This window comes from Actinospica acidithermotolerans (assembly GCF_018139625.1).
Lineage (GTDB): Bacteria > Actinomycetota > Actinomycetes > Streptomycetales > Catenulisporaceae > Actinospica > Actinospica acidithermotolerans.
Window position 1 is genome coordinate 1 of the sequence record NZ_JAGSOH010000106.1, and the last position, 25,000, is coordinate 25,000.

Below are 25,000 nucleotides of genomic sequence, written 5' to 3' on the forward strand. Positions count from 1 at the left end.
TCGGCCGCATTCTTTCGCGTCCAGGCCCGCCACCGATCGCAGCAGCACGGCCTCGGCCTGATCACGCGGCAGCCGCGCCAGCAGTGCCATCGCCCGGTCGGTGCCCCAGCGCTCCTCGGCCACCACCGCCGTGTCGGGCGCGGCGCCGGCGAACTCGCCCAGCTCGGCCAGGAGGTCTTCGTGCTGCCGGCCGGCGCGCCGCTGCTCGTCGATCGCTCGGTTGCGGCCTATTCGGAATAGCCAGACGCGGAACCCGGCCGCGTCGCCGCGGAATCCGGACACGTCGCGTGCCGCCTGCAGCCACGTCTCCGAGGCGACGTCCGGTGCCGACTGGCCGACGAGCGCGAACAGGTAGCGCTCCAGCGGGGGATTGAGCGCCCGCCACAGCACGGCCACCCCGTCGGCCCTGCCGAGCCGTGCTGCTTCCAGGGCCGCGTCGAGCTCCCCGCTCACTCGCGCGCTCCTCTCCGCAGCCCTCGATCCGGTCGCGCCCCCTCCCGAGTCGCGGCGGGCGCGGCGAGGTATCACCCTAACGTGGCCGGACGGGAGGCGCGCACGAATCCGCGGTATCGGGGACGGGTGCCCAGGCCGCGCCACCCCGTCTTCGGAGATTGACAGGGCTCGTCCCGCGCGTCGAAAATCGCGTCGTGAATTCCGCGGTTAGCGTGACCGACCTGCACGTCGAACGCGGCGGGCTCGTGGTGCTGCCGTCCGTCACGCTGCGCATCGAGGCCGGCAGCGTGACCGGTCTGCTCGGGCCGAGCGGCTGCGGCAAGACGACGCTGCTGCGGTGCCTCGTCGGCGTGCAGCGGATCGCCTCCGGCGAGGTGAGCGTGCTCGGCCTTCCCGCCGGAAGCGCGCCGCTGCGGTCGAAGGTCGGCTACGTGACGCAGGCGCCGTCCGTCTACCAGGACCTCTCCGTCGAGGAGAACCTGCGCTACTTCGCCGCCGTGCTCGGCGCGCCGCGCGGCGACGTGGCGCGCGTGATCGAGCTCGTCGGGCTCACCGGCCGGGAGCGCGACCTCGTGGCCCGGCTTTCCGGCGGCCAGCGCGCGCGGGTGTCGCTCGCCGCCGCGCTGCTCGGAACGCCGGAGCTGCTGATCCTCGATGAGCCGACGGTCGGGCTCGACCCGGTCCTGCGCCGTGACCTGTGGGATCTGTTCCATCGGCTGGCTGACACCGGGGTCACGTTCGTCGTGTCGAGCCACGTCATGGACGAGGCGTCGCGCTGCGATCAGCTGCTGCTGATGCGCGAGGGCCGGATCATCGCGGCCGACTCCCCGCAGGCGCTGCTCGCCGAGACCGGCGCCGCCGACATCGAGTCAGCCTTCCTCACCCTCGTTTCCGCCGAGCAGAGGACGCAGGCATGAGCGCCGTCCGGACCATCGCCACCGCCCGCCGCGTCCTCACCCAGCTGCGGCACGATCCGCGCACGATCGCGCTGCTGCTCGTCGTGCCCTGTGTCCTGATGACGCTGCTCAAGTACATGTTCGACGGCGAGCCGGCGGTCTTCGATCATACCGGCGCGCCGCTGCTCGGCATCTTCCCGCTGATCGTGATGTTCCTGATCACCTCGGTCGCGACCCTGCGCGAACGCACCTCCGGCACTCTCGAACGCCTGCTCACCATGCCGTTGGCCAAGCTCGACCTGCTCCTCGGCTACGCCCTCGCGTTCGGCCTGCTCGCGCTGGTCCAGGCCCTCGTCGTCTTCGGACTCACGCTCGGGCCGCTCGGCCTCACCGTCGCCGGACCGACCTGGCTGCTGTTTCTGGTCGCGCTCGCCAACGGACTGCTCGGCACCGCCCTCGGCCTGTTCGTCTCCGCCTTCGCCGCGACCGAGTTCCAGGCCGTCCAGTTCCTGCCCGCGTTCATCCTTCCCCAGTTCCTGCTCTGCGGCCTGTTCGCCTCGCGCGACTCGATGGCCCCCGTGCTCCGCTGGATCTCCGACGTCCTGCCGCTCTCATACGCCGTCGAGGCGATGAACCGCCTCACCGCGGAATCCGGCGTCAGCTCCCTGATCGTGCGCGACCTGTTCATCCTCGCCGGCTGCGCCGTCCTCGCCCTCGCCCTCGGCGCCGCCACCCTCCGCCGCCGTTCCGCGTGACGGAGCACGACGGCGGTTAGTGCCGGGAGTACGAGTAGCCCGCCACGCCGACCTGCTCAAGCGAGTCGTGCTCGCACGCGCGCATCTCGGTGAGGATCCTCCGCGCCGCCATCATCAGGTCCGAGACGTCCGGTCCGGCCAGCATGTAGACGACGCTGCCGGCGTGCCGTGCCGTCGTCACGATGCCGTAGCGCCGCAGCACCGCCAACTGCTGGGACAGGCTCGACGCGGACACCGCGAGGGACTCGATCTCGGTATCGGCCAGCAGATCGCGCACCGGCTTCGGGCCGGCGCAGAGGAGTTCGAGGACGCGGATGCGCACCGGATGGCCCAGCACGCGGAAGAAGTCCGCCTTGACGCGGTAGAGCGGTATCGGCATCGGCGTGGAATCCCTCCTGAACCTCGACCGACATCATCTTGGCAGGAGCCGGACGTAGATCACGCCGCTTCGCGGCCAAAGACCGGAACCTGCCCGTGGCGCGCACCCGGCGCGCGCCCCCGCGCGCGGATTCGCGCCGTGGCGAACCTGGCGAATTGCAGAACCCTTCAACCTTAAGCACCTTCGAGTCCTAACGTGAGTCGCGACCCCGGTCGTCACTCTTGAGCAAAGGAACGCCCATGGCAGCAGGGATCGACATCGCACTGAAGAACGTCATGAACATCGAAGGCGCCCTCGCTGCCGCCCTGGTCGACTACACGAGCGGCATGACCCTGGCCGGCGCCAGCGCGTCGAAGAGCCTTGACGTGACCGTCGCCGCGGCGGGCAACACCGAGGTCGTCAAGGCGAAGATGCGCACCATGGAGCTTCTCGGCCTTGATGACCGGATCGAGGACATCCTCATCACCCTCGGCCGCCAGTTCCACCTCATCCGGCCGCTGCACAGCCGCGAGGGAGCCGGGCTCTTCCTCTACCTCGCCCTCGACAAGACCCGCGGCAACCTCGCCCTCGCCCGCCGCCAGCTCCAGGTCGTCGACGAGAGCCTCGAGCTCTAGCGCGGCGCCGCGCGCGGCCCGCGGGTCGAAGTATGACGATCGCTTCGAGTACGGCGTCGAGTGTCCCGGCGGGTAGCGTGGGACTCCTCCGCGATCACCGAGTACCTCAGGGAGCGAACCGTATGACCGGCTACGAGACGATCAAGGTGGAGCGGCGGGGCCGCGTCGGGCTGATCACGCTGGACCGGCCCGAGGCGCTCAACGCGCTCAACACGCAGCTCATGGACGAGGTCGTCGCCGCGGCCGGGGAGTTCGACCGCGATCCGGAGGTCGGGGCGCTCGTGCTCACCGGGTCCGAGCGGGCGTTCGCGGCCGGCGCGGACATCAAGGAGATGGCCTCGCTGGAGTTCGCCGACGCGTACCTCAGCGGGCTGTTCACCGGCTGGGAGGCGTTCACCCGGCTGCGCAAGCCGGTGGTCGCGGCCGTGGCCGGGTACGCGCTCGGCGGCGGGTGCGAGCTCGCGATGATGTGCGACATCCTGCTGGCCGCCGACACGGCGAGGTTCGGCCAGCCGGAGATCAAGCTCGGCGTCATCCCCGGCATGGGCGGCACGCAGCGGCTCACCCGCGCGATCGGCAAGGCGAAGGCCATGGACCTGGTGCTGACCGGCCGGATGATGGACGCCGAGGAGGCCGAGCGCTCGGGTCTGGTCGCGCGGATCGTGCCCGTCGCCGACCTGCTGGACGAGGCGGTCAAGCTCGCGGCCACGATCGCCGAGATGTCGCCGGTCGCGACGCTGATGGCCAAGGAGGCGGTCAACCGGGCGTTCGAGACCACCCTCGCCGAAGGCGTCTACTTCGAGCGGCGCCTGTTCAACGGCGCCTTCGCCACCGCGGACCAGAAGGAGGGGATGGCGGCGTTCGCCGAGAAGCGGCCGCCGAACTTCGAGGGCCGCTGACTGCGCCGTCCCGGCGCATCCCCGCTACGACGTCTCGCTCTGCTGGTCTGAGCCGCGGAGGCGCTGCAGTTCCGGATCTGCGATCGGACTGCACCCCGCGTCGCCCCAAAGCCCCGGCTCGACTCTCACCCGGTGACGGCGACAACGCCGTCCATCGTGCCGACATACACGCGGCCGACGCCGAGCGAGGGCGAAGCGAAGTGCGGGACGGTGCCGAGCGCGAGCTGCCCGGTGACGGCGCCGGTGTCCGCGTCGAGCCGGTAAAGGGTGCCCGCCGGGTAGCGGACGGTCCAGACAGAGGTGCCCGCGACGGTCGGCGAGCCGTTCGCGGCGACCGGCGACTTCCAGACGATCGAGATGCCCTCGCTCGTCACGTCGAGGGCGCGCACGCCGTCCTGGCAGGCCACGTACACCGTGCTGCCGACGACGGCTCCTGAGCCGAACGCGGGGCAGACCTGCGTCTGCGTGAGCTGCCCGCCCACGCCGCCGAGCCGGTCGGCCGCAAGCAGGTACGCCGTGCCGTGCTTGCCCAGCGCCAGGATCCGGCCGCTGACGGACACGGGGCTCAGCGAGCCGAGGTCCTGGTCGTTCGCATTGTCCTGAGCCCACGTCGAGGGGGCGAAGTAGTCGGTTCGGGTCAGGTCCGGGCTAAGCGCGATGACCGAGTCGCTGCCGTCGAAGGTCGTCATGGAGGCGCCGTTGCCTGCAGCGGCGTAAAGGGTGCCCCCGACGTTGAGCAGGCCGCCGGGACCCCAGATGCCGCCTTCGCGTGTCGTGGGCACGGAGTAATGGACCTGCGCGGTGCCCTGACCGTCCGCCGGCGTGCCGACGACCGAGCCGATGTAGTCGCCGCAGTCCCCGGCCAGTCCGCCGAACGGCACGTACACGCGCCCGAACGCCACCGTGAGCGCGGCGCGCTGCTGGTTGTCCTTCGGAGTGCCGGACGGCGGTTCGACCCCGTGCTGCCACCGGACGGCTCCGGTGGCCGGGTCGAACGCGTAGAGCGTGTGGTGGCCGCCATCGGTCTCGGCCAGCGCGAACAGCGAGCCGGTGGCCGGGTCGTACGCCATGGTCGAGGTGATCCCGAGGGGGTCGATGTCGCCGCACGGCAGCGCTGAGAGGGCCTGCGGCGTTCCGACGTGCGTTCGCCACAGCACCCGCCCGCTGGCGGCGTCGAGCGCGTAGACCGAGTCGTTCTCGGTGGCGGCGAGGATGCGACCGCCGACCAGCAGCGGCTGTCCGTAGACGGCGCCGTCGAGCCGCGCCCGCCACGCGATCGCGGGTTTCGCGGCCGAGGAGGTCGCCGCCGCCGCTGTCGCCGGGGACGTGGTCACCACGCCCTGCCGGCCGTTGCCCCCGTTGTAGGTGATCCACTCCCCGGGCACGCCGTCCTGCGCGGCCCCCGCCGTACTGCTCGAGCTCCCGCTCGCCGGCCCGCTGTACGCCGGATCCGCGGACTTCTCCCCGGACGACGCGCAGGCGGCAGTAGCGGCCAGCACCGCGGCGCCCAGCCAGCAGGCGCCGGCGACCGCCGATGTCCGGAACGTGCGTGGACGACGCTTCATCCGGCCAGTCTGGCACCGCGCCGCGCGCCTCGCGCCCCGCTCGGGCGGAAAGCCTTTCCCAAGCTTTCCCAGTGCCCTGATTGAAGACCGGCATACGGGATCTATTGGTGGGGGCGGCCCGAGAGGTCCCCGTCGAGATGCTCCGGGGGACCGGTCCCGAGGCCGGCTTCGTACGCTCGGCGGCACTACCCGTGTCGATGAGAAGGGCTGCCCGTGGTGTCAGACCGGATGATCGGCGGTCGATACCGCCTGCTCGGAGTCCTCGCGGCCGGCGGGTTCGGGGAGGTGTGGCGGGCGCGTGACGAGCGTCTGCACGTGGACGTGGCGATCAAGCGAATCAAGATCGATCCGGACGCGGGGTCCGCCGAGCGGGCGAAGCTCGTGGCCCGCGCGGAGCAGGAGGCCAGGAACGCGGCCGCGCTGCGCAACGAGCCCAACGTCGTGGCCGTGCACGACGTGGTCACCGAGGATGGTCTGCCCTGGGTGGTGATGCGGCTCGTCGACGGCAGATCGGCGGCCCAGGAACTCGCCAGGCACGGCCGGATCGAACCCACCCGAGCTGCGGAGATCGCCCTCGGCGTGCTCAAGGCGCTCAAGGCCGCGCACGCGGCCGGCATCGTGCACCGCGACGTGAAGCCGGCCAACATCATGCTCGCCGCCGACGGGCAGGTGCTGCTCGCCGACTTCGGCATCGCGAAGCGCCGGGCCGACACGGCGCTCACGTCCACCGGCATGCTGATCGGGTCCCTCGAGTACATGGCCCCGGAACGCTTCGGCGCCGACCCGAACGCGAACGGCGCCGCGGGCGACCTGTTCTCGGTCGGCGCGACCCTGTTCGAGATGGTCGAGGGCTCGTCGCCGTTCCGCCGGGACTCGGTCATGGCGACGATGGCGGCCGTCGCCTTCGAACCGCACCCGCCGCTGCGGAACGCGGGGCCGCTCACGCCGCTGATCGAGTCGCTGCTGGCGAAAAACCCCGCCGACCGGCCCAGCATCGACAAGGCGATAGCGCTTCTCACCGCGCCGCCGCCGCGCCCGCGTCCCGCTCCGGCGCGGACCCCGCCGCGCGCCGCGAACATGCACAGCACCGGGACGTCGACGTGGTCAACCGAGACCGTGAACGCGACCAATGCGAAGGCGATGACCGCAGCGAAGGCCACGGACGCAGCCAAGGCGACGAATGCGAAGGCGACGTACGCAGCTAAGGCCACGAACGCAGCTAAGGCGCCGGACGCAGCTAAGGCCACGAACGTGCCCAGTGCGGGGAAGGCGCCGCAACCCGCCAACACCAAGAACTCCGCGGCAACAGGCCCGGCGGCGAAGAAACAGTCCGCACAATCGGCCCTGTCCATCACCAACGTGCCCGCCTACCTGGCGCTGATGGCTGTCGCTATCGCAGCCTACGTATGCGGGAACTTCTTCCCGGCCATGTCAGAGCGCTGGATGGACAAATCAACCGGCACCGAGGTCGGGTCCGTGATCGAGAGCTTCGACCTGCTGCATCCGTGGACGCGGCAGGAGCCGGTCGGCGGCACGGCGGTCTCGGACTGGTCGGCGGTGGCGGTCCTGGGTATCGGTACCGCGGTACTGCTCGTGCTCGCCCTGCTTCTCCCTCTCTGGAACGTCGAGACCCAGGATGAGCGGGGCTACGCCCGGCTCACCTACGTAGTCGGCTGGGCGTGGCTGTCCGTCGTGGCGGTGATCACCGTCATCGGACCGCTGCCGACGGACGTGTTCAAGGTCACCGACAGCAACAACAGCTCCCTCTACCTGCACAGCGTCATCCTGCCGGGCGGCTGGCTGATGTTGCTGGCCAACGCCGTGGTGGCGCGCGCGTGGTCCACCAACCGTGGGAGGTCCAAATGACGGGACCTTGCGCGGCTCTCGCACGGTCGGTCTCTCGACATGGATATGTATGACAATAGATGTATATGGGACCGTCGACGTTCGTAATCGCGTTGAACGGCTCGGCGGCGAATGCGATCATCGCCGAATGAACCACATCGTGAGGGCCGTGCGCGGCGAGGACTGGACCAAGGTCAGGGCGATACGGCTGGCCGCGTTGCGGGATCCGGTCGCGCATCTGGCGTTTCTTGAGACGTACGAGCAGGCGGTGGCGCGGCCCGACGAGTTCTGGCAGGAGCGGGCGGCCGGGGCGGCTGAGGGGAAGTCGGCCAGGCAGTTCGTGGCGGAGGCCGCGGACGGGAGCTGGATCGGCACGGTCTCCGTGCTCGTCGAGCGGCCGGGGGTCGAGGGCATCTTCGGGGAGGTTCCCGAGGTGGCGCAGACGCACGTCGTGGGGGTGTTCGTCGAACAGGCGGCGCGGGGGACGGGGGTTGCCGAGGAGCTGTTTCGGGCGGCGCTGGAGTGGTCGTGGTCGCTGAGCGAGCCGCGGATCGAGCGGGTGCGGCTGTTCGTCCACGAGGACAACGCGCGGGCGGAGGCGATGTACGGCAAGGTCGGGTTCAAGCGCACCGGCGTCTCGGTGCCGGTTCCGGCCGATCCGAGTAAGCGGGAGAACGAGCTGGCTCTCCTTCGGAGTTGAGCGGCGGGCGGACCGCGCAGCAGGGCCGAAGGTCCCTACCGCGCCGCCCCCGACGTCCCTGGCGGGCCGGCGGACCCTGTGTTCGACTGGACGTACTGGACTGAAGCCGCGGAGAGCGAAGGCGGGAGACGTCATGGATCTCACGACCAGGTACATGGGCTTGGAGCTGCGCAATCCGATCGTCGCCTCCGCCGGTCCGTACGCCCGGAACTCGAAGGGGGTGCGGCGGCTGGCCGACGCAGGGGTCGGAGCCGTGGTGCTCGCCTCGCTGTTCGAGGAGCAGTTCGAGCACGAGGGCGGATATCCGCCTCCCGGCGGCCAGCGGCGTAGTCCGGCCGAGTACCTGGAGCTGATCAGGTACTCGGTGGACGCGGTCGACGTGCCGGTGATCGCGAGCCTCAACGGCTCGACGACCGGGGGCTGGACCGACTACGCGACGGCGATGCAGGAGGCGGGCGCGAGCGCGATCGAGCTCAACCTCTACTTCCCGCAGGCCGATCCGCTCACCTCGGGCCAGGAGATCGAGCAGCGGCACGTGGAGGTCCTGACGACCGTCAAGGCCGCCGTCAGCATCCCGGTCGCGGTCAAGATCGCGCCGACGTTCAGTTCGCCCGGCGACGTCGCGCTGCGGCTCGATCACGTCGGCGCGGACGGGCTGGTGCTGTTCAACCGGTTCATGCAGACCGGGATCGACCCGGAGACGCTGCAGGTGGACCACACCTTCGAGCTCTCCCGGTCCGCCGACGCGGCGTTCGCGCGCACGTGGATCGCCCTTCTGCACGGCCGCGTGAGGGCCTCGCTCGCGGCGAGCACCGGAGTGGACCAGGCGGCCGATGTCGCGGCGTACCTGCTGGCGGGCGCGGATGTGGTGATGACGACCTCGGCGCTGCTGCGCTACGGGCCCGAGCACGTCGACAAGCTGCTCTACGGCCTGAAGGGCTGGATGCAGCGCAAGGGCTTCAACGGCCTCGGCGAGGTGCGCGGTCTGCTCGCCGAGCCCGTCGCGCGGCACGGCGTCGGCGGGCACACCGACCTCCAGGACCGCGCGGGCTACCTGAACGCGCTCCAGCAGGCCACGGCGAAGTACAGCCCGGACAGCTGAAGCGGAGTGAAGCCGCAGCCTGGACGGGTGGAGCGGAGTGAGGCCGCAGCGTGGACGGGTGGGGCGGAGTGAGGCCGCAGCCTGGACGGGTGGAGCGGAGTGAGGCCGCAGCCTGGACGGCTGGAGCGGAGTGAGGCCGCAGCCTGGACGGCTGGAGCGGAGCCCCTGCCCGGACAGCTGGAGCGGAGTGAGGCAGAGCTCAGACGGCAAAGCCGGGAATGTTGAAGTCCGCCGGACGGCCGGGACGCAGCCGGTCGGTTCCGCCGAGCCTCAGCCGGTCGGCTCCGCGGAGCCTCAGCCGGTCGGCTCCGTCGGGGCGGTCCAGTCCTCGGGGATCACCGCGACCGGGCATAGGCCGCGCTCGAGGAACCAGTGCAGGTCGACCGCGCATTCCGGACTCTCGTCGAGTACGGCCAGTTGCGCGGCGTCGGCCATCGCGCGCAGGGTCATCCACGGCTCCGTGCGCAGCGTGGAGAAGGACGTGCGTACGCCGGGGTGCTTGTCGTGCAGCGCGGACAGGTGGTCGCGCAGGTGGGGCTCGGAGACGAGGCACGAGCGCATCGGGTCGATCCAGTAGTCGTCGCCGAAGGCGCCGTCGTCCGGCGCGATGCGGACCGCGTCCAGCGGCAGGGCCAGATCCTCGGCGGCGTCGAACGCGAACGTCGCGGCCGCGGGCGAGAGGCGCCGGCCGATCATCAGCAGCACGCGGCGGGCGCCGTTGCCGCGGGCCGGCCGCCGCTCGGGGATGATCACGACGGGCACGCGTGCTGCCTCCGAACCCTCGCCTGCGCCCCAGCCGCCGGTCCGGACTCGTGCGGCCGTCCTGGACCAGTTCGACCGTGACGGTCAGGTGCGCGTGCGCCGCCCGCAGTTGGTGGACCGCGCGGACCACGTCGAGCGTGTCGACCGCGCCCGAGTCCGCGGCGAACCCATGGGAGCCGGTCTCGGGCAGCGCGCCGGCCGCGGCGACCACCCGGGGGAAGTGCAGGACGTGCAGGGGCAGGGCTCGGGCCGCGGCGTGACGTGCGGCCCACGAGGCCGCGCGGGGACACCCGTCGGCCCACACCACGATTCGCCGGAGCGGCCTTTCCACCTTCGCGCTCGCCTCACTCACCTCGGGTGCCTTCCTCCTCAGGGTACGTTCGCGGCAATCAGCGCGAAAGCGGGCGAATCGTGACGCCGTCCGTGCGCGACGGGACCTTCGGCCCGGTCGGCCGGGTCCATCAGCCCTCCCCTCGGAGGCGCGCGGAGAGGCATCGTGTGGCTGGCCGCGGCCGCTCGCGGCTGCTTCGACGCCGTGAGAGGACCCACCCGTGAACGCGCTGCTGCTGGCCCGATGGCAGTTCGGCATCACCACCGTCTACCACTTCTTATTCGTCCCGCTCACGATCGGCCTGGCGTTCCTCGTCGCCGGGCTGCAGACGGCATGGCTGCGCACCGGCAAGGACCACTATCTGCGCTCGACGAAGTTCTGGGGCAAACTCTTCCTGATCAACTTCGCGCTCGGCGTGGCGACCGGGATCGTGCAGGAGTTCCAGTTCGGCATGGCCTGGAGCGCCTACTCGCGGTTCGTCGGCGACGTGTTCGGCGCGCCGCTGGCGATCGAGGGCCTGCTCGCCTTCTTCATGGAGTCCACGTTCCTCGGACTGTGGATCTTCGGCTGGGACCGGCTGCCGCGTGCCGTGCACACGGCTTGCATCTGGCTCGCCGCGATCGGCACCATGCTCTCCGCCTACTTCATCCTCGCCGCGAACGCCTGGATGCAGCACCCGGTCGGCTTCGTGCTGGACCCCGCGACGCACACGGCGCGCCTGACGAGCATCTGGGCGGTGCTGTCGAACTCGACGGCGCTGGTCGCCTTCGCGCACACCATCGCGGCGGCGTTCCTGATCGCCGGGATGCTGATGGTCTCCATCAGCAGCTGGCACCTGCGGCGTGGCCAGCACGCCGACGTGATGCGGCCCTCACTGCGGCTGGGCCTGTGGTCCTCGCTCGTGGCGTGCGCGATGACCGCCGTCAGCGGCGACATCGACGGCAAGATCATGACCGAGCAGCAGCCCATGAAGATGGCCGCCGCCGAGGCGCTCTACCATTCCGCGCAGCCGGCCTCGTTCTCGGTGTTCACGATCGGCTCGCTCAACGGGAGATCCGAGGTCTGGTCCATCCGCCTGCCCGGGCTGCTCTCCTTCCTCGCCACCGGGTCGTTCAACGGCCAGGTGCAGGGGATCGACAACGTCCAGGCGGCCGAGGTCGCCAAGTACGGGCCCGGCGTCTACACCCCCGTCATCCCGGTGACGTACTGGTCCTTCCGTCTGATGATCGGATTCGGCCTGGTGGCGGGGTTGCTCGCCCTCGTCGGGCTCTTCCTCACCCGCGGCGGACGCACGCCGGCGCCGGAGCGGCGCTGGTTCTACCGGTTCGCGGTGTGGGGCGTGCTGTTCGCGCCGCTCGCTGCCAGCTTCGGCTGGATCTTCACCGAGATGGGCCGGCAGCCGTGGGCGGTCTTCGGCGTGCTGACCACGCGGGAGTCCGTATCGCCCACGGTCGGCGCGGCGACGATCTGGACCTCGCTGATCACCTTCACCGTCCTCTACGCGGTCCTCGCCGTGATCGAGGTCGGGCTGGTGATGCGCACCGCGCGCTCGGGACCGGAACCGGCCGCCGCCGAGCCGCCGGAGACGGGCGCGCCCGAGCCGCAGCTCGGATTCGCGCACTGAGTCGCCGCAACGGCACTAGAGACTAGGAGAGTTTGCGATGAGTCTGCAGGACCTCTGGTTCACGCTGATCGCGGTGCTGTGGTGCGGCTACTTCCTGCTGGAGGGCTTCGACTTCGGCGTCGGCGCGCTGCTGTTCCGCCTCGGGCGCGACGAGGCCGAGCGCGGCCTGATGCTGCGCACGATCGGCCCGGTCTGGGACGGCAACGAGGTGTGGCTGCTGGTGGCCGGCGGGGCGACGTTCGCGGCGTTCCCGCAGTGGTACGCCACGCTGTTCAGCGGCTTCTACCTGGCGCTGCTGCTGATCCTGGTCGCCCTGATCCTCCGGGTCGTCGCCATCGAATACCGGAACAAGGAGTCTGATCCGGTATGGCGCAGGCGCTGGGACGTCGTGCACTCGGTCTGCGCGTTCGTGCCCGCGCTGCTGTGGGGCGTGGCCTTCGGCAACATCGTGCGCGGGGTGCCGATCGACGCCGCGCACAACTACACCGGCTCGTTCTTCACCCTCCTCAACCCGTACGCGCTGCTGGGCGGGCTGACGACGCTGAGCGTGTTCGTCCTGCACGGAGCCGTCTTCCTCGCGCTCAAGACCGAAGGCGACCTCCGCGACCGCGCACGCCGCGAGGTGGCCTGGCTCGGGCCGGTCGCCGCCGTGTGCGCAGTCGGCTTCCTCGGCTGGACGCTGGCCCACGTCCACGCCGGCGGCCACGGTGACTTCGCCGCCGTCCTCGGCGTGTCGGTGCTCGCGGCGCTCGCGCTGGTGGGCGGGCTGCTCGCGACGTGGCGCGGCCGTGACGGCTGGGCCTTCGCCGGCACCGGACTGGCGATCGTGGCCACGACCGTCGCGCTCTTCCTCGCGCTGCACCCCGACGTGATGCCCTCGACGACGAACGCCGCGTACAGCCTGACCGTGGAGAACGCGTCGTCGAGCCATTACACGCTCACGGTGATGAGCTGGGTCGCGCTGATCTTCACGCCGTTCGTGCTGCTGTATCAGAGCTGGACGTACTGGATCTTCCGCAAGCGCCTGATCGGCGCGGCTTCGTGAAGCCGGTCGATCCTCGCCTGCTGCGGGCGTCGCGGCCGGTGCGCATGCTGCTGGTCGCGCTGACGGGCCTCGGCGTGGCCGACGCGGTGCTGCTGATCGTTCAGGCGACGCTGCTCGCCGACGTGATCAGCCAGTTCGTCACCGCGCCGTACGCCGCGACCGGCTCGCGGACCACGGACGCGGTGCTCGGACTCGTCGCGGCGAGCGCAGGGCGGGCACTGCTGTCGTGGGTTCGCGAGGTGGCGGCGGTCCGCACGGGCGCCCGAGTGAAGTCCGCGTTGCGCGCGGACCTGATCGGCCGCTTCGTGCGCGGGCCGATCCGGGCGGCGGACCGGGAGCGCACCGGCGAGTCGGCGGTGCTGGCCACGCGCGGCCTCGAGGCGATGGACGGGTACTTCTCGCGCTACCTCCCGCAGTTGACGCTGGCAGCCGTCGTGCCCGCGCTGATCGGGATCCGGATCCTGGCAGCCGACCCGCTGTCCGCGGTCATCATCGCCGTGACGGTGCCGCTGATCCCGGTGTTCATGGTGCTCATCGGCCTGCGCACGCGCGCGGAGATGGACCGCAGGTTCACCGCGCTCCAGCGCCTCGGCGGCCACTTCCTGGAGGTGGTCGCCGGGCTGCCGACGCTGGCCGCGTTCGGCCGGACCAGGGGACAGGAGCGGCAGATCCGCCGCGCCGCCGACGCCCACCGCCGGGCCACGATGCGCACGCTGCGGATCGCGTTCCTCTCCTCGCTCGTGCTTGAGCTGATCGCGATGCTCTCGGTCGCGCTCGTCGCCGCGGCGATCGGCCTGCGGCTCGCGGACGGATCGCTCGACCTGCGCACCGGCCTGCTCGTGCTCGTGTGCGCGCCGGAGGTGTACCTGCCGCTGCGTCAGGTCGGGGCGCGCTATCACGAGGCGGCCGAGGGGCTGGCCGTCGCCGACCAGGTGTTCAGCCTCACCGAGGACGACGCGGCGCGGGCGCGGGGTGGCCGCGCGGCTCCCGGCGACCTTCGGATCCGCTTCGAGCAGGTGACCGTCAGCCGGAAGGACAGGCCGGACGCGGCACGTGCCGCCGTGGATCTCGCGCCGGCGCCGGGCCGGGTCACCGGATTGGTGGGGTCGAGCGGCGCGGGCAAGTCGACGCTGCTGCACCTGCTCCTGGGCTTCGACCGGCCCTCGACCGGCCGAATCACCGTCGGCGGCTTCGATCTGAGCGAGCTCGATCCGCAAAAGTGGCGAGCCGAGGTGGCATGGGTCCCGCAGCGCCCTCGGCTGACGGGCGACACCGTCGCCGACGCCATCCGGCTCGGCGCGCCGGACAGCGACGAGAGCGCGGTCGCCGAGGCCGCGGCCCGCGCGGGAATCGACTTCCCGCTGGACACCCCGCTGGGCGAGGGGGCCTTGGCGCTCTCGGGCGGCCAGGTCCGGCGCGTGGCCCTGGCCCGCGCGATCCTCAAGGACACCCCGATCGTGCTGCTCGACGAGCCGACCGAGCACCTGGACCCGCGCAGCGAGCAGCTGATCGTCGAGGCGCTGCGCACCTGGCTGCCGGGCCGTACCGCGCTCGTGGTCACGCATCGGCCGCTCCTGCTCGACCTCTGCGACGAGGTCGTCCGGCTCGGTGCCGCACCGCCGGGCACCACGCCGCCGAGCGCCGCGGCAGCGGGTCCGCCCGCAGAACTTCCGCCGCCGGAGGCCCGGAGGCACGAAGCGGCTCCGCTGGCGCCTGCTGGGCGCGGGCGGTCTGAGCGCAGGTGCCGCGCTCTGCGGAATCGGGCTCGCCGGCGCATCCGCCTGGCTGATCGCCACGGCCGCCTCGCATCCCCCCGTCCTGACGCTCCAAGTGGGAATCGCCGCAGTGCAGGCCTTCGGCTTCGGCCGCGCCGTGCTGCGTTACGGCGAACGCCTCGCGGGCCACGACGCGACTCTCAGGATCCTGACGGAGCTGCGGGTGCGCGTGTACCGCGGACTCGTGCGTCGGGCGCCGGCCGGCATGGCGGGCGCGAGCGGCGGCGAGCTGCTGTCCGGCATGACGGCCGACGTCGAAGCCGTCCAAGACGTGCTGCTCAAGACTCTGCTGCCCGCTGTCGGCGTGGTGGCTGCGTGCATCGGGCTGCTGGTTGCGGAGGCGGCCGCACTCCCCGCCGCAGCGCTCGTGCTCGGTACGGGGATCGGCGTGGCCGTCGGGCTCGCTCCGGCTGTCACGCGCCGGCTGGCCCGGCGCGCGGAGGCCCGCACCGCGCAGGCCAGGGCCGTGATGAGCGCGAACGTCGTCGGCCTCCTCGACACGCTGCCCGATCTCGTGGCCTTCGGCGCGGCGGACGAGCAGGCCGGGCGGGTCGTCGCGGACGACGCCCGATTGACCGCACTCGAACGACGCGGAGCGTTCGGCGCGGGGATCGTCGCCGGCCTGATCGCGCTCGCTTCCGGCGCGACGTGCGCGGTGCTGGCCGGGCTGTGCGCGCACGCTGTGTCCGCGCGCCAGGTGGGAGGTCCCGTGGCGGCGGCCCTCGTGCTTGCGCCGCTCGCGCTGTTCGAACTCTGCGCCCCGCTGCCCGATGCGACGCGCGCGGTAGACCGCGGCGTGAGCGCGTGGCGTCGGCTGAGCGCCGCGATGCAGGCCCAGCCGGTGGTCGCCGTACCTGATCGGCCCGCCGACCTGACATGGACCTCGACGTCCGTGCTCGAGTTCGACGACGTCGCCGCATCGTGGCCCGACACGACGCGGCTGGCCGTGCGTGACGTCTCCCTCCGTCTGCGTGCCGGGGAGCAGGCAGTGATCACCGGCCCCAGTGGGAGCGGGAAGTCCACGACCGCCGCGTTGGCCGCCCGGTTCCTCGATCCGGTGCACGGCAGCGTTCGGATCGACGGCACGGACCTGCGCGCCGCCGACCCCGGCCGCGTGCGCGAGATCGTCACGGTCGTGGACCAGGACGCGCATCTCTTCGACGCGACGATCCGCGAGAACCTGCGCATCGGGCGCCCCGACGCGAGCGAGGACGACCTCTGGGACGCGCTGGAGGCGGTCAGTCTCGGTACATGGGTCAGGAGTCTGCCGCACGGCCTGGACACGCCGGTCGGGGTGGCCGGGGACGCGGTCTCCGGCGGCGAAGGGCAGCGCATCTGCCTGGCGCGCGGCCTGCTGAGCCGTGCGCCGGTACTCGTGCTCGACGAGCCGACCGCGCATCTGGACGCGGATACGGCGGCAGCCGTCCTGGACAGGCTGCGTGCGCGGCTCGACGGGCGAACCGTGCTGTGGATCCGGCACGACGCGGGCGAACCGCCCGCCACCGAAGACCAGAAACGTGAGAACGAACTGGTGAGGATCGCCTGATGGACGCGTCCCATCTCGGCTCGGCATGAGCGAGCTCAGCCGCGAAGACGCGCTGCCCGGGGATCGGGGCAGTCGCGGCCGCGGCCGCGCTCCCGGCTAGGTGAAGCTGAACCACGGGGTGATCCGGCGTCCGGTGACCTCGGCGAGCGGAATCCTGATGAGGTACTCCATCCGGCCCGGGGCCCACGGCTGCGGGCCGAACACGCGCGCGATCTCCAGTTCCTCCGGATCGGTCGTCACCTCCGCGATCCCGAGCACGAGCACGGACCAGCCGGTACGCGTCTCCGGGTCCACGCGGTCGACCTCGAAGCCGACCACGGCCCCGTGCACGGCCTTCGCGAGCGTGCCGGCCGAGGCGGTCCAGAAGCACACCGCGCCGTCGCGCACGACATAGTTGACCGGTGTCGCGGCCGGCAGTGCCCGCCGCGTGTAGACGAGCCGCCCTATCTGCTCGCTGCCGAGCAGTTCGACCGCCTCGTCGCGGTCCAGCGATTCCAGGCTCTTCACGTCCGATGTATCCATGTATAGATGGTCGTCCAGCCGCGTTCTCGCTGGCAGGGGCCATCGGCACGGTGCGCCCGGACATTCGTCCCGCCTCGGCTCGGGTCCTGCGGACGGTCAGGCTCTGCGCGAGCCGAGCAGGCGGGAGAGCAGTCCGCCGCCGGAGCCGCGTTCCGTCGGGCCGCACTGGCAGCGCTGGGAGCGCGGCACTCCGGCGAGCACCTGCTCGACGTGGTTGCCGCATCCGCGGTAGGTGGCCTTGCCGCAGGTCCGGCAGGTGGCGCGTTGGCACATGGACATGGTCCTCCGGGTTGAGGCGGCTGCGGGTTGAAGAGTCCTGCTACGCCGTGCGGTTCTCGGAGACGGCTTCGAGGGCCGCGTTGAGCTTCACACTCGCCTCGGCGGCGATGAGCGAGAGGGTCGCGTCCCCGGTGACCTCGACCATGATGTTCGGGTCGAGGGCTTCGACGACGGTACGGCCCTCCTGCCTGCGCACCACGACGTTGCACGGCAGCAGCAGGCCGATGGACGGGTCGGCGGACAGCGCGCGGTGGGCGAGGGGCGGGTTGCAGGCGCCGAGGATGAGGTACGGCTCCAGCTGCGCTCCGAGCTTCTCGCGCAGGGTCGCCTGGACGTCGATCTCGGTGAGCACGCCGAAGCCCTGCTCCTGGAGGGCGGCGCGCACCTGGTCGACGACCTCGGAGTACGGGCGGTCGACGGTGACGGCGGTTCCGTAGGCCATGGGGAGCTCCCTTCGCGGGCCGGATCGGTCGAGGACCGGTTCGGCTGTTCGGTCAGGCCAGGGAGAGGAAGAGCTTTTCCATCTTCGCGACACTCTCGGCGCGCTCGGCCTCGTCCGCCGAGGACACGCACTACTCGAGCCCGCTGGCGATCACCGCGAACCCGGCCCGGTCCAGGGCGCGGGAGACCGCGGCGAGCTGCGTGACGACCTCGGCGCAGTCGCGGCCGGACTCCAGCATCGCGATCACGCCGCGGATCTGCCCCTCGGCGCGGCGCAGCCGCTTGGTGACCTGCGCGACGGTGTCGGTCTCGATCTGCATCAGCGGGTCCTCTCCTCGTCCGTACCGCCCACTATACCCTAGGGGGTATCGATGGGCGAAGACTCGGCCGCGGCTTCCGGCCCCGGGGAACGCGGCCTGCCCGCCTCAGCCGATCGGGACGACGGCGACCGGGGTGTCGGCGTGTGAGAGCAGTCCGTGGACGATGTGTCCGGGTCCGAAGGAGAGCGGTCCGCGTCGGCGGTGCGATCCGACGACGATGAGGCGGGCGCCGCGTGCCGCTTGGGCGAGGGTGGGGACGGGCACGCCCTGGCGGGGGTCGATGGTCACCTCGGTGTCGGGGTGGTTCTCGCGGACCGGCTTGAGCAGCGTCTCGACGTCCTCGGCGATGGCCGGCTCGGTCTCCGCGTAGTAGCCGCCGTAGGCGATCTCCGGCTGGAAGGCGTGCACGGCGCGGATGGAGAGGCCGAGCAGTGTCGCGAGGCGGAAGGCGTATTCGATGGGTGTGGGGTCCTCGTCTTTGCCGATGCCGATGCCGAGCACGAGTTCGGGCCGGGTTTCGAAGGGTACGTCGATGCCGATGACGACGATCGGGCACGGGGCGTGGGCGGCGAGCTTGTTGCTGACCGAGCCGAGCAGCATGCCGGTGAAGCCGCCGTGTCCGCGGGTGCCGGTGACCAGCAGGTCGGCGTCGAGCGCGAGTGCGGCCAGTGCCTGCGCGGGCTCGCGTTCGGACAGTTCGGCCACGACCTGCAGGCCCGGGTGCCGTTCGCGGGCGCGCTTCGTGGTCCGTGCGAGGATGCGCTCGCCCTCGCGGTGGCGCCGCGCGCGGTGTCCGGTGGTCTCGGTGCTCCGCGGTGCCTGGATCGGATCGGGCAGGTCGAGGGCGTGTGCCACGGTCAGCCGGGCCTCGAGCGAGGCGGCCAGCGACGCGGCCCAGTCGAGGGCGCGCACGGCGTTCTCCGAGGCGTCGACACCGACCAGGATCCGGCCGATCTTCTCAGTGCTCGTGCTCATCGTCGGCTCCTCGGGCGGTGATGGGTACGACGGCGACGGGTGTCTCGGCGTGCGCGAGCAGTCCCTGCACGACGTAGCCCACGCCGACCGACAGCGGAGCGCGGCGGCGGTGCGCGCCGAGGACGACGAGCCGGGCGCCGCGTGCCGCGTCGATCAGCGAGGGAACCGCGTTCCCGCGCAGGATCCGGATCTCGACCTGCAGATCAGGGTGCTGCGCGCGCACGCCGGCGATCAGCTTCTCGACGTCGGCGAGGTGCTCGGCCTCGGTGGCCGGCTGGTCGGTCAGGAAGTGGCCGCCGTACGACGGCGCGGACAGCCACGCCCGGACCACGGTCAGGCGCGCGCCGACGCGCGCACAGGATTCGAACGCGAAGCGGATCGGTGCCGGGTCCTGGCCGCGCTCGACGCCCAGCACGATCTCCGCGCGCGGCGCCTCCTCGGGCGTGTCGCGCACGACGACGGTCGGGCAGTGCGCGTGCGCGGCGGTGCGCAGGCTGACGGACCCGAGCAGCAGCCCGGCGAACCCGCCGTGCCCGCGCGTGCCGGTGACGATCAAGTCGTGGTGCCCGCCGAGCCCGGTCAGCGTCTCGACGGCGCCGAAGTCAGAGGTCTGGGTCGTCACGTTCAGCCCCGGCTGGGCCCGCCGCGCCCGGTCGGCCAGCTGCGCGAGCAGCACCTCGGAGGCGGAGCGGCCGGCGAGCGCGTACTCCGCGGGAATCGAGGCGCCGGCGCGATCCGTGGGCAGCCCGAGCGCATGGATCAGATGCAGCGGCATCCGCCGGTCCGCGGCCTCACCCGCCGCCCAGTCCACAGCCCGCGCGGCATGCCGACTCGGGTCCACCCCGACCAGCACCCGCCCCACCGGCACATGCTCAGTCATCCGAGGCTCCTTCCACGACGCGCGTCTACCCGGGCTTGGGGTGCTTGCGCGGCTTGCGGCGCTTCCCGGGCACTCGGGCCGGGCGCTTGGTCCGTGGCGTACGTCTGCCGGTCCTCGACGGAGACGACGCCGTCGATCTGGTGGACGCACGTGCGCACCGCGAGCGCGTCGCCGCGGGAAGGCCGGTCGCCGCGAAGGCTGACCACGCCATCGCGTACGCCCACGGTCCAGCATTGCGGTATGTAGCCGAACCGGTCGGCCAGCAGCGCGTGCACCTCAGCGCGGATCTCCTCGTCGCGCCGCTTCAGGCTGTGGACGATGGGGGTATTCATGATCGGGCCTTCCCGTTGGCGGCGACGGAGCCCGGCACGTCGAACCCGACGGCGTCGGGCTCGCGCGCGGCGGCGGTCATGTAGGCGTACGCCTCGTCGGCGGCTTCCCGGCTGTCGCGAGCGACCGGGCCGGAGAAGCGCAGTTCGATGGCGGTGTGCACGGCTTTGAGGCTGACGATTCCGGAGGCGGCGGCGAAGGCGCCGAGCATCGGGACGTTGGCCACCGCGTGTCCGGTGTGGGTGAGGGCGATGCGGGTGGCGGGCACGGTGCGCAGTTGCGGCAGGTCCGGCAGCGTGAGCGGGGCCGGACTGTTGACCAGGGCGAGACCGCCGGGGCGGAGTCCGCTGAGCAGGCCGGGCCGGTTGAGCAGCTTCGCGTCGAGGACCAGCACGGCGTCCGGGGCGTCGACCGGTTCGAGGCCGCCGATCGGCGCGTCGTCGATTCGGCAGTAGGCGTCGACCGTGGCGTCCGCGCGGTCGGAGCCGAAGCCGGGAGTCGCCAGGGCGACGTGACCGTCGTAGATCGCGGCCCAGCCGATCAACTCGGCTGTGGTGGCGACACCCTGGCCGGTCCGTCCGTGAACTCTGATCCGGTACATGCTCGTCTCCGCTTCTCGTCTCCGGCCCTCACCGGCATCGTCCGCCGCGCCGGGCCGCCGGGGGCAGAGTCGTCGGGTCCCGGCTCCCCGGGACCTTCGACCTCCCGGTCCGAACCCGCCGCTCGGACGCCCTGGTCCGGGCGCCCGAGCCGACGGGGCGATAGACCCTGGCCAGATCGCCGGCGCGGGGTCAAGCTGGGGAGGAGCCAGGAGGCAGCCGTCCGCCGCCCGGCGCAGCGGACGTAAAGGAGTTGATCACGGTGACCACGATCCACGCGGCCCCGGTCGTCGTCGGGCTCGACCTGACCGACGCCTCGGTGCACGCCCTGATCTGGGCGGCCAGGGAGGCGTCCGTGCACGACGCCCCGCTCGAGGCGGTGCATGTCGTCGACCTGCGCGGCGCCGAAGCCGTGTACTCGGAGTCCGGCGCGCACCCGGCCGTTCCGCCCGACGAGGCCGTCGAGCGTATCAAGGAGCTGATCAGGCGGGCGGGTGTCGGCCCGGTGGAGCGGGTCTTCGAGGTCGGCGTGCCCGGCCGGGTGCTGGTGCACCGGTCGCGCGGCGCGCGGATGCTCGTGCTCGGCCAGGCAAGCGGCCACCACCACGGGCTCGGCGACGCCTACCGGCCGGCGCCGGAACTCGGCCCGGTGGCGCGGGCCTGCGTCGCCTCCGCCGAATGCCCGGTCGTGATCGTGCCGGAGCCGGCCGCCGCGCCCTCCGCGGCCGACAGCACCGGCGAGCGGCACGAGGCGGCGATCGGCGGCCGGGCTCTCTACCCGTACCAGGGCCGCATCCCGTTCGCGCACCACTGACACGCGGCACCCGGCGGCGGTACCAGCGGGGCGAGTCCTTCCGGACCCGCCCCGCGAGGCTGCGCACTTGCGACCGTCCGCGCTCAGCGCGCGATCGTCGAGGCGATCGGGACGACGGCGACCGGCGTCGGCGAGTGCGCGAGCAGGCCCTCGACGACGTAGCCGGCGCCGATGGCGAGCGGTCCGTGGTGCCGGTGCGAGCCGACGACGATCAGCCGCGTGTCCCGGGCGGTCTCCACGAGCACCGGCACGGGGTTGCCGCGCGCCGCGGTGATCTCCACCTTCACGGAGGGGAACGCCGCGCGGAACGGCGTGAGCAGCGCGTCGATCGCCTTGCGCTCCTGGGCCCGGAACTCCTCGATTTCGGCGAAGTACGGCCCGGTCGGCGCGGCGTAGGCGGGCCGCGGGTTCCAGGCGCGTATCGCGTGCAGGGTCGATCCGTAGCGCTGGGCGGCGTCGAACGCGAACCGGATCGCCGCCGCGGACTCTTCGTCCTTGACGCCGACCACGACCTCGTCGATCGACTCCTCCGGCTCGTGGCCGCGCACCACGGCGAGCGGGCTGTGCGCGTGCGCGGCGAGCCTGCGGCTGACCGAGCCGAGTAGCATCCCGGCGAACCCGCCGTGTCCCCGGGTGCCGGTGACCACCAGCGCCGCGTCCAGACTCAGGGTGTTGAGCGTGCGGGCGGCCGTCAGGTCGGAGACCTCGGTGGCGATCTCCAGGCCGGGGAACTCGGCGCGCAGATCGCGGGCGACGGATTCGACGAACTCGCCGCCGGCCTTGCGCTCCTTCTGTGCGAACTCCGGCGGCTCGAGGGGGAGCGAAGCGTCGGTCGGCAGGTGCAGGGCGTGCACCACGGTCAGCGGCGCCCGGCGGGCGAGGGCCTCGCGCGCGGCCCACCGCGCGGCGCTGACGGCGTTCTCCGAGCGGTCCACACCGACCACGACGGGGCGGCGCGGATTCTCCTCTTCCCTGATCTCGTTGTTCTCGCTCATGGCAGGCTCCAGATGCCTCGGGGTGAGTCGTTCTCTCCCCTGCACGGTCTCGCCCGGTGAGCCGTCCGGTCAGGGGCGATGGTCCCGGGCGGGGCGGACCTGAGGGCCCTGCCCGCGGGTGCGCGCCCGCGTGACGCTGGAGGTGTCGAACAGAGCGCAGGTCATCAGGAGGCGATCATGTCCGAGCTGTTCACCCCCGACGCGTACGAGGGACGGCCGGTGGCCGTCGCGGTGGACGGGTCCGATTTCGCGCGGGATGCCGCCGATTGGGCGGCGGGCGAGGCGCTGCGGGGCGGCAGGCGGCTGCGGGTGCTGACGGTGGCCGACTCCGCGTCCGACGAGGATGCGTTCGATCTGCTGGATGAGATCGAGACGCGGCTGGTCAAGGCGCATCCCGGTCTGGTGGTGGAGCGCGACGCGCTGGTCGGCGACCCGGTGCGTGAGCTCGAAGCCGTCTCGCGCGAGTCCGCGCTGCTGGTGGTCGGCTCGCGTGGGCGCGGTGGCTTCGCGGGCCTGCTGCTCGGTTCGGTCAGCTTCCACCTGGCCGCGCACGCGCACTGCCCGCTGGTGGTCGTCCCGCGGAGCCACGCGGCCGCCGCGCACCGGGGTCCGAGCGTCGTCGGCGTCGATGACGAGCACGATTGCACGCAGGTTCTGCGCTACGCCCTGGATCACGCCGAGGGCGCGGGCGGCGGGCTGCGCGTGGTGCACGCGTGGGCGCCCTACCCGCTGCACGACTCGACGTACATCAGCGACACCGACATCACCGCACGGCACGCGCAGGAGCGCATCGCCGCCTGGCTCAAGGCCGCGCACGCCGAGCAGTATCGGGTCCGTGCCGAGACCGCGGTAGTGCGCGGTGATCCAGCGAAGGTGCTGGTCGAGCAGTCCCGCGACGCCGACCTCGTCGTCGTCGGCGCACACCGCGGCAGGCTGCCGCGCACCGGCCGGATCGGACCGATCCTGCACGAGCTGCTGCTGGCGGCCAGGTGCCCGGTCGCCATCGTCCCGCTCGTCTGGAGCGCCGAATAGCCTCGCGAACCGTCGTGCGGTCGGTCCCGCCGCCGTCCTCAGCTATAGCGCGCCGTCAGATCAACGCGACCTCTGGGACGTACGTGGCAGGCCATTGAGTTACCTTGGAGGCACGGCCGGATGGGGTACGGCGTCGCGAACAGGCGCGTGTCGCTCCGCGGTGCATACCATGCCGCTGAGGAACAATTGCCGCACCGGGAATGAATGCCGACGCGATGGCGGACCTTTCGTGAGCGACACGGGCTGGGCGGGCGCGGCGGTGGCCGGCGTCACGGCCGTGTACGCGCTCGGGTCCCTGCGGCTGTCGAAGTCGCCGATCTCGTCGGCGATGGTCTTCGCGGGGTTCGGCGTGCTGCTCGGCCCGATCGCCCTCAACGTCGTCAATCTCGAGCACGACAAGGGCCCGCTGCTCAGCGCCCTGGAAGCGGCCCTGACGCTCGTCCTGTTCACCGATGCCATGGCCGTGCCGTGGACCGAACTGCGTGCCCGTGCCACGTTGCCCGGCCGGCTCCTGGGCGTCGGACTGCCGCTGAGCATCGCCGCCGGCTGGCTGCTCGCCTGGCCGCTGCTGCCCGGGCTCAGCCACTGGGAGTTGGCACTGGTGGGAGCGATCCTCGCCCCGACGGACGCCGCGCTGGGCGCGAGCGCCATCGCCAACCCGGGCGTGCCGCGTTCGATCCGTCAGACGCTGAATGTGGAGAGCGGACTGAACGACGGCATGGTGCTCCCGTTCTTTGTGCTCTTCCTGGCGGGCGTCCCGGGCACGTCGTACGCACAGGAGGGCACCGGCGGCACGTTCGGGCGCGCGCTCGTGCTGAGCACGGTGATCGGCGTGGCCGTCGGCTGGATCGGCGGCCGGGCGCTGAGCCTGTCGTACCAGCGCGGTTGGATCGGCCGCGAATGGGCCGAGATCCTCCTGCTCGCCCTGGCCGCCGGCTCGTACGCGCTGGCCGTCGCCACGAAGGGCAGCGGATTCATCGCCGCGTGGGTCGGCGGGCTGGCGGTCGCGGCCGGGATGCGCGACGACGAGGCGAAGCTGCCGGAAGACGTCCGCACGGCCGAGTTCTCCGAGTATCTCGGCAGTCTCCTGGCCATGCTGAGCCTGCTCATCTTCGGCGCGGTCCTGCTCGGCCCGGCGCTCGAACACCTCAGCTGGAGAATCGTCGGCTACGCGGCCCTGAGCCTGACCGTCGTACGCATGATCCCCGTCGTCCTGGCGCTGGCCGGAAGCAAGCTGCGCGTACCCACGGTGGCGTACATCGCCTGGTTCGGCCCGCGCGGCCTGGCCTCGATCGTGCTCGGCCTGCTCGTCGTCGAGGAGCACGTCCAGGCCGCCGAGCTCATCGAGCGCGTGATCGCGATCACCGTCGGCCTCAGCATCCTGCTGCACGGCGCGTCAGCCGTGTACCTCTCCGGTCGCTACGCCGACTGGTACCGCCGCACCGCCGCCGCGGTCCCCGACCTGCGCGAGAGCGCCACCGCCTCCGTACCCCGCCGCCCCCGCGGCATCGGCGCCCCGGAC

The 25,000-nt window shown here is 72.0% G+C and carries 26 protein-coding genes and 1 pseudogene; 14 read left to right on the plus strand and 13 right to left on the minus strand.

The window, feature by feature from the left end:
* Positions 1-453: RNA polymerase sigma factor (locus tag KDK95_RS26630; protein WP_212521043.1), on the minus strand; the 453-nt coding region annotated here is incomplete at its 3' end.
* A 194-nt stretch (positions 454-647) separates the two neighbouring features.
* Here KDK95_RS26630 and KDK95_RS26635 point away from each other — a divergent pair.
* Positions 648-1,370, plus strand: a complete 723-nt coding sequence (locus KDK95_RS26635) for an ABC transporter ATP-binding protein (protein ID WP_307844680.1) — start codon at positions 648-650, stop codon at positions 1,368-1,370.
* On the plus strand, positions 1,367-2,104 hold the full coding sequence (locus KDK95_RS26640) for an ABC transporter permease (protein ID WP_212521045.1): 738 nt from the start codon (positions 1,367-1,369) through the stop codon (positions 2,102-2,104). The genes KDK95_RS26635 and KDK95_RS26640 overlap by 4 nt, the downstream gene beginning before the upstream one ends.
* A gap of 16 nt (positions 2,105-2,120) precedes the next feature.
* Here KDK95_RS26640 and KDK95_RS26645 read toward each other — a convergent pair whose 3' ends face one another.
* Positions 2,121-2,483, minus strand: coding sequence for an ArsR/SmtB family transcription factor (locus tag KDK95_RS26645; protein WP_212521046.1), 363 nt, complete (start codon positions 2,481-2,483; stop codon positions 2,121-2,123).
* 239 nt (positions 2,484-2,722) lie between these two features.
* On the opposite strand from KDK95_RS26645, the gene KDK95_RS26650 reads away from it, so the two are divergent.
* Together KDK95_RS26650 and KDK95_RS26655 are read left to right on the plus strand one after the other, a co-directional pair.
* A complete protein-coding gene (locus KDK95_RS26650) occupies positions 2,723-3,097 on the plus strand; it encodes a hypothetical protein (protein ID WP_212521047.1) in 375 nt (124 codons plus the stop codon).
* Positions 3,098-3,219: 122 nt separating this feature from the next.
* Positions 3,220-3,996, plus strand: coding sequence for an enoyl-CoA hydratase (locus KDK95_RS26655; protein WP_212521048.1), 777 nt, complete (start codon positions 3,220-3,222; stop codon positions 3,994-3,996).
* 125 nt (positions 3,997-4,121) lie between these two features.
* On the opposite strand, the gene KDK95_RS26660 is transcribed toward KDK95_RS26655, so the two are convergent.
* Positions 4,122-5,561, minus strand: coding sequence for an outer membrane protein assembly factor BamB family protein (locus tag KDK95_RS26660; protein ID WP_212521049.1), 1,440 nt, complete (start codon positions 5,559-5,561; stop codon positions 4,122-4,124).
* Between the two features lie 213 nt (positions 5,562-5,774).
* Here KDK95_RS26660 and KDK95_RS26665 point away from each other — a divergent pair, with 213 nt between their 5' ends.
* From KDK95_RS26665 to KDK95_RS26675, 3 genes are all read left to right on the plus strand, one after another.
* Positions 5,775-7,427 carry a serine/threonine-protein kinase gene (locus KDK95_RS26665; RefSeq protein WP_212521050.1) on the plus strand — a complete coding sequence of 551 codons (1,653 nt, stop codon included), beginning with the start codon at positions 5,775-5,777 and terminating at the stop codon, positions 7,425-7,427.
* Between the two features lie 127 nt (positions 7,428-7,554).
* A complete protein-coding gene (locus KDK95_RS26670) occupies positions 7,555-8,106 on the plus strand; it encodes a GNAT family N-acetyltransferase (RefSeq protein ID WP_212521051.1) in 552 nt (183 codons plus the stop codon).
* 133 nt (positions 8,107-8,239) lie between these two features.
* Positions 8,240-9,208, plus strand: a complete 969-nt coding sequence (locus KDK95_RS26675; protein ID WP_212521052.1) for a dihydroorotate dehydrogenase-like protein — start codon at positions 8,240-8,242, stop codon at positions 9,206-9,208.
* A gap of 294 nt (positions 9,209-9,502) precedes the next feature.
* On the opposite strand, the gene KDK95_RS26680 is transcribed toward KDK95_RS26675, so the two are convergent.
* Positions 9,503-9,970, minus strand: a complete 468-nt coding sequence (locus KDK95_RS26680; protein ID WP_212521053.1) for a hypothetical protein — start codon at positions 9,968-9,970, stop codon at positions 9,503-9,505.
* A 551-nt stretch (positions 9,971-10,521) separates the two neighbouring features.
* On the opposite strand from KDK95_RS26680, the gene KDK95_RS26685 reads away from it, so the two are divergent.
* The 4 genes and pseudogenes from KDK95_RS26685 (at position 10,522) to cydC (ending at position 16,291) form a co-directional block, all read left to right on the plus strand.
* Positions 10,522-11,925 (plus strand): cytochrome ubiquinol oxidase subunit I, encoded by a 1,404-nt coding sequence (locus KDK95_RS26685; protein WP_212521054.1) that lies wholly within the window; start codon positions 10,522-10,524, stop codon positions 11,923-11,925.
* A 37-nt stretch (positions 11,926-11,962) separates the two neighbouring features.
* Complete coding sequence (gene cydB, locus KDK95_RS26690; protein ID WP_212521055.1) at positions 11,963-12,970, plus strand: cytochrome d ubiquinol oxidase subunit II; 1,008 nt, start codon at positions 11,963-11,965, stop codon at positions 12,968-12,970.
* A 44-nt stretch (positions 12,971-13,014) separates the two neighbouring features.
* Positions 13,015-14,517, plus strand: a pseudogene (gene cydD, locus KDK95_RS38380) (thiol reductant ABC exporter subunit CydD); the annotation flags it as partial.
* A gap of 61 nt (positions 14,518-14,578) precedes the next feature.
* Positions 14,579-16,291 carry a thiol reductant ABC exporter subunit CydC gene (cydC, locus tag KDK95_RS26700; RefSeq protein ID WP_212521056.1) on the plus strand — a complete coding sequence of 571 codons (1,713 nt, stop codon included), beginning with the start codon at positions 14,579-14,581 and terminating at the stop codon, positions 16,289-16,291.
* Positions 16,292-16,387: 96 nt separating this feature from the next.
* Here the strand turns inward: cydC and KDK95_RS26705 are convergent, their stop codons facing one another.
* The 8 genes from KDK95_RS26705 to KDK95_RS26740 all read right to left on the minus strand — a co-directional run bounded on the left by KDK95_RS26705 (position 16,388) and on the right by KDK95_RS26740 (position 20,639).
* The gene (locus tag KDK95_RS26705; protein WP_212521057.1) at positions 16,388-16,813 is read right to left on the minus strand and encodes a pyridoxamine 5'-phosphate oxidase family protein; all 426 of its coding nucleotides are present in this window, start codon (positions 16,811-16,813) and stop codon (positions 16,388-16,390) included.
* A gap of 96 nt (positions 16,814-16,909) precedes the next feature.
* The gene (locus KDK95_RS26710; RefSeq protein WP_212521058.1) at positions 16,910-17,086 is read right to left on the minus strand and encodes a DUF8730 family Cys-rich protein; all 177 of its coding nucleotides are present in this window, start codon (positions 17,084-17,086) and stop codon (positions 16,910-16,912) included.
* Positions 17,087-17,132: 46 nt separating this feature from the next.
* Entirely contained in the window at positions 17,133-17,534 is a 402-nt protein-coding gene (locus KDK95_RS26715) for a DUF302 domain-containing protein (RefSeq protein ID WP_212521059.1), read from the minus strand.
* A gap of 130 nt (positions 17,535-17,664) precedes the next feature.
* Positions 17,665-17,853, minus strand: coding sequence for a metal-sensitive transcriptional regulator (locus tag KDK95_RS26720; protein ID WP_249161934.1), 189 nt, complete (start codon positions 17,851-17,853; stop codon positions 17,665-17,667).
* A 105-nt stretch (positions 17,854-17,958) separates the two neighbouring features.
* Positions 17,959-18,828: a universal stress protein gene (locus KDK95_RS26725; protein ID WP_212521060.1), complete on the minus strand. Its 870-nt coding sequence runs from the start codon at positions 18,826-18,828 to the stop codon at positions 17,959-17,961.
* On the minus strand, positions 18,812-19,708 hold the full coding sequence (locus KDK95_RS26730) for a universal stress protein (protein WP_212521061.1): 897 nt from the start codon (positions 19,706-19,708) through the stop codon (positions 18,812-18,814). The genes KDK95_RS26725 and KDK95_RS26730 overlap by 17 nt, the downstream gene beginning before the upstream one ends.
* Entirely contained in the window at positions 19,705-20,040 is a 336-nt protein-coding gene (locus tag KDK95_RS26735) for a BON domain-containing protein (protein ID WP_212521062.1), read from the minus strand. Before KDK95_RS26735 ends, KDK95_RS26730 begins: the two co-directional genes overlap by 4 nt.
* Positions 20,037-20,639, minus strand: coding sequence for a 2-oxoacid:acceptor oxidoreductase family protein (locus KDK95_RS26740; RefSeq protein WP_212521063.1), 603 nt, complete (start codon positions 20,637-20,639; stop codon positions 20,037-20,039). Before KDK95_RS26740 ends, KDK95_RS26735 begins: the two co-directional genes overlap by 4 nt.
* A 260-nt stretch (positions 20,640-20,899) precedes the next feature.
* On the opposite strand from KDK95_RS26740, the gene KDK95_RS26745 reads away from it, so the two are divergent.
* Positions 20,900-21,451, plus strand: a complete 552-nt coding sequence (locus KDK95_RS26745; RefSeq protein ID WP_212521064.1) for a universal stress protein — start codon at positions 20,900-20,902, stop codon at positions 21,449-21,451.
* A gap of 83 nt (positions 21,452-21,534) precedes the next feature.
* On the opposite strand, the gene KDK95_RS26750 is transcribed toward KDK95_RS26745, so the two are convergent.
* Positions 21,535-22,446: a universal stress protein gene (locus tag KDK95_RS26750; protein WP_212521065.1), complete on the minus strand. Its 912-nt coding sequence runs from the start codon at positions 22,444-22,446 to the stop codon at positions 21,535-21,537.
* A 177-nt stretch (positions 22,447-22,623) separates the two neighbouring features.
* Between KDK95_RS26750 and KDK95_RS26755 the strand changes: the two genes are divergently transcribed.
* Both KDK95_RS26755 and KDK95_RS26760 read left to right on the plus strand, forming a co-directional pair.
* On the plus strand, positions 22,624-23,478 hold the full coding sequence (locus KDK95_RS26755) for a universal stress protein (RefSeq protein WP_212521066.1): 855 nt from the start codon (positions 22,624-22,626) through the stop codon (positions 23,476-23,478).
* Positions 23,479-23,707: 229 nt separating this feature from the next.
* Positions 23,708-25,000: cation:proton antiporter (locus KDK95_RS26760; RefSeq protein ID WP_212521067.1), on the plus strand; the 1,293-nt coding region annotated here is incomplete at its 3' end.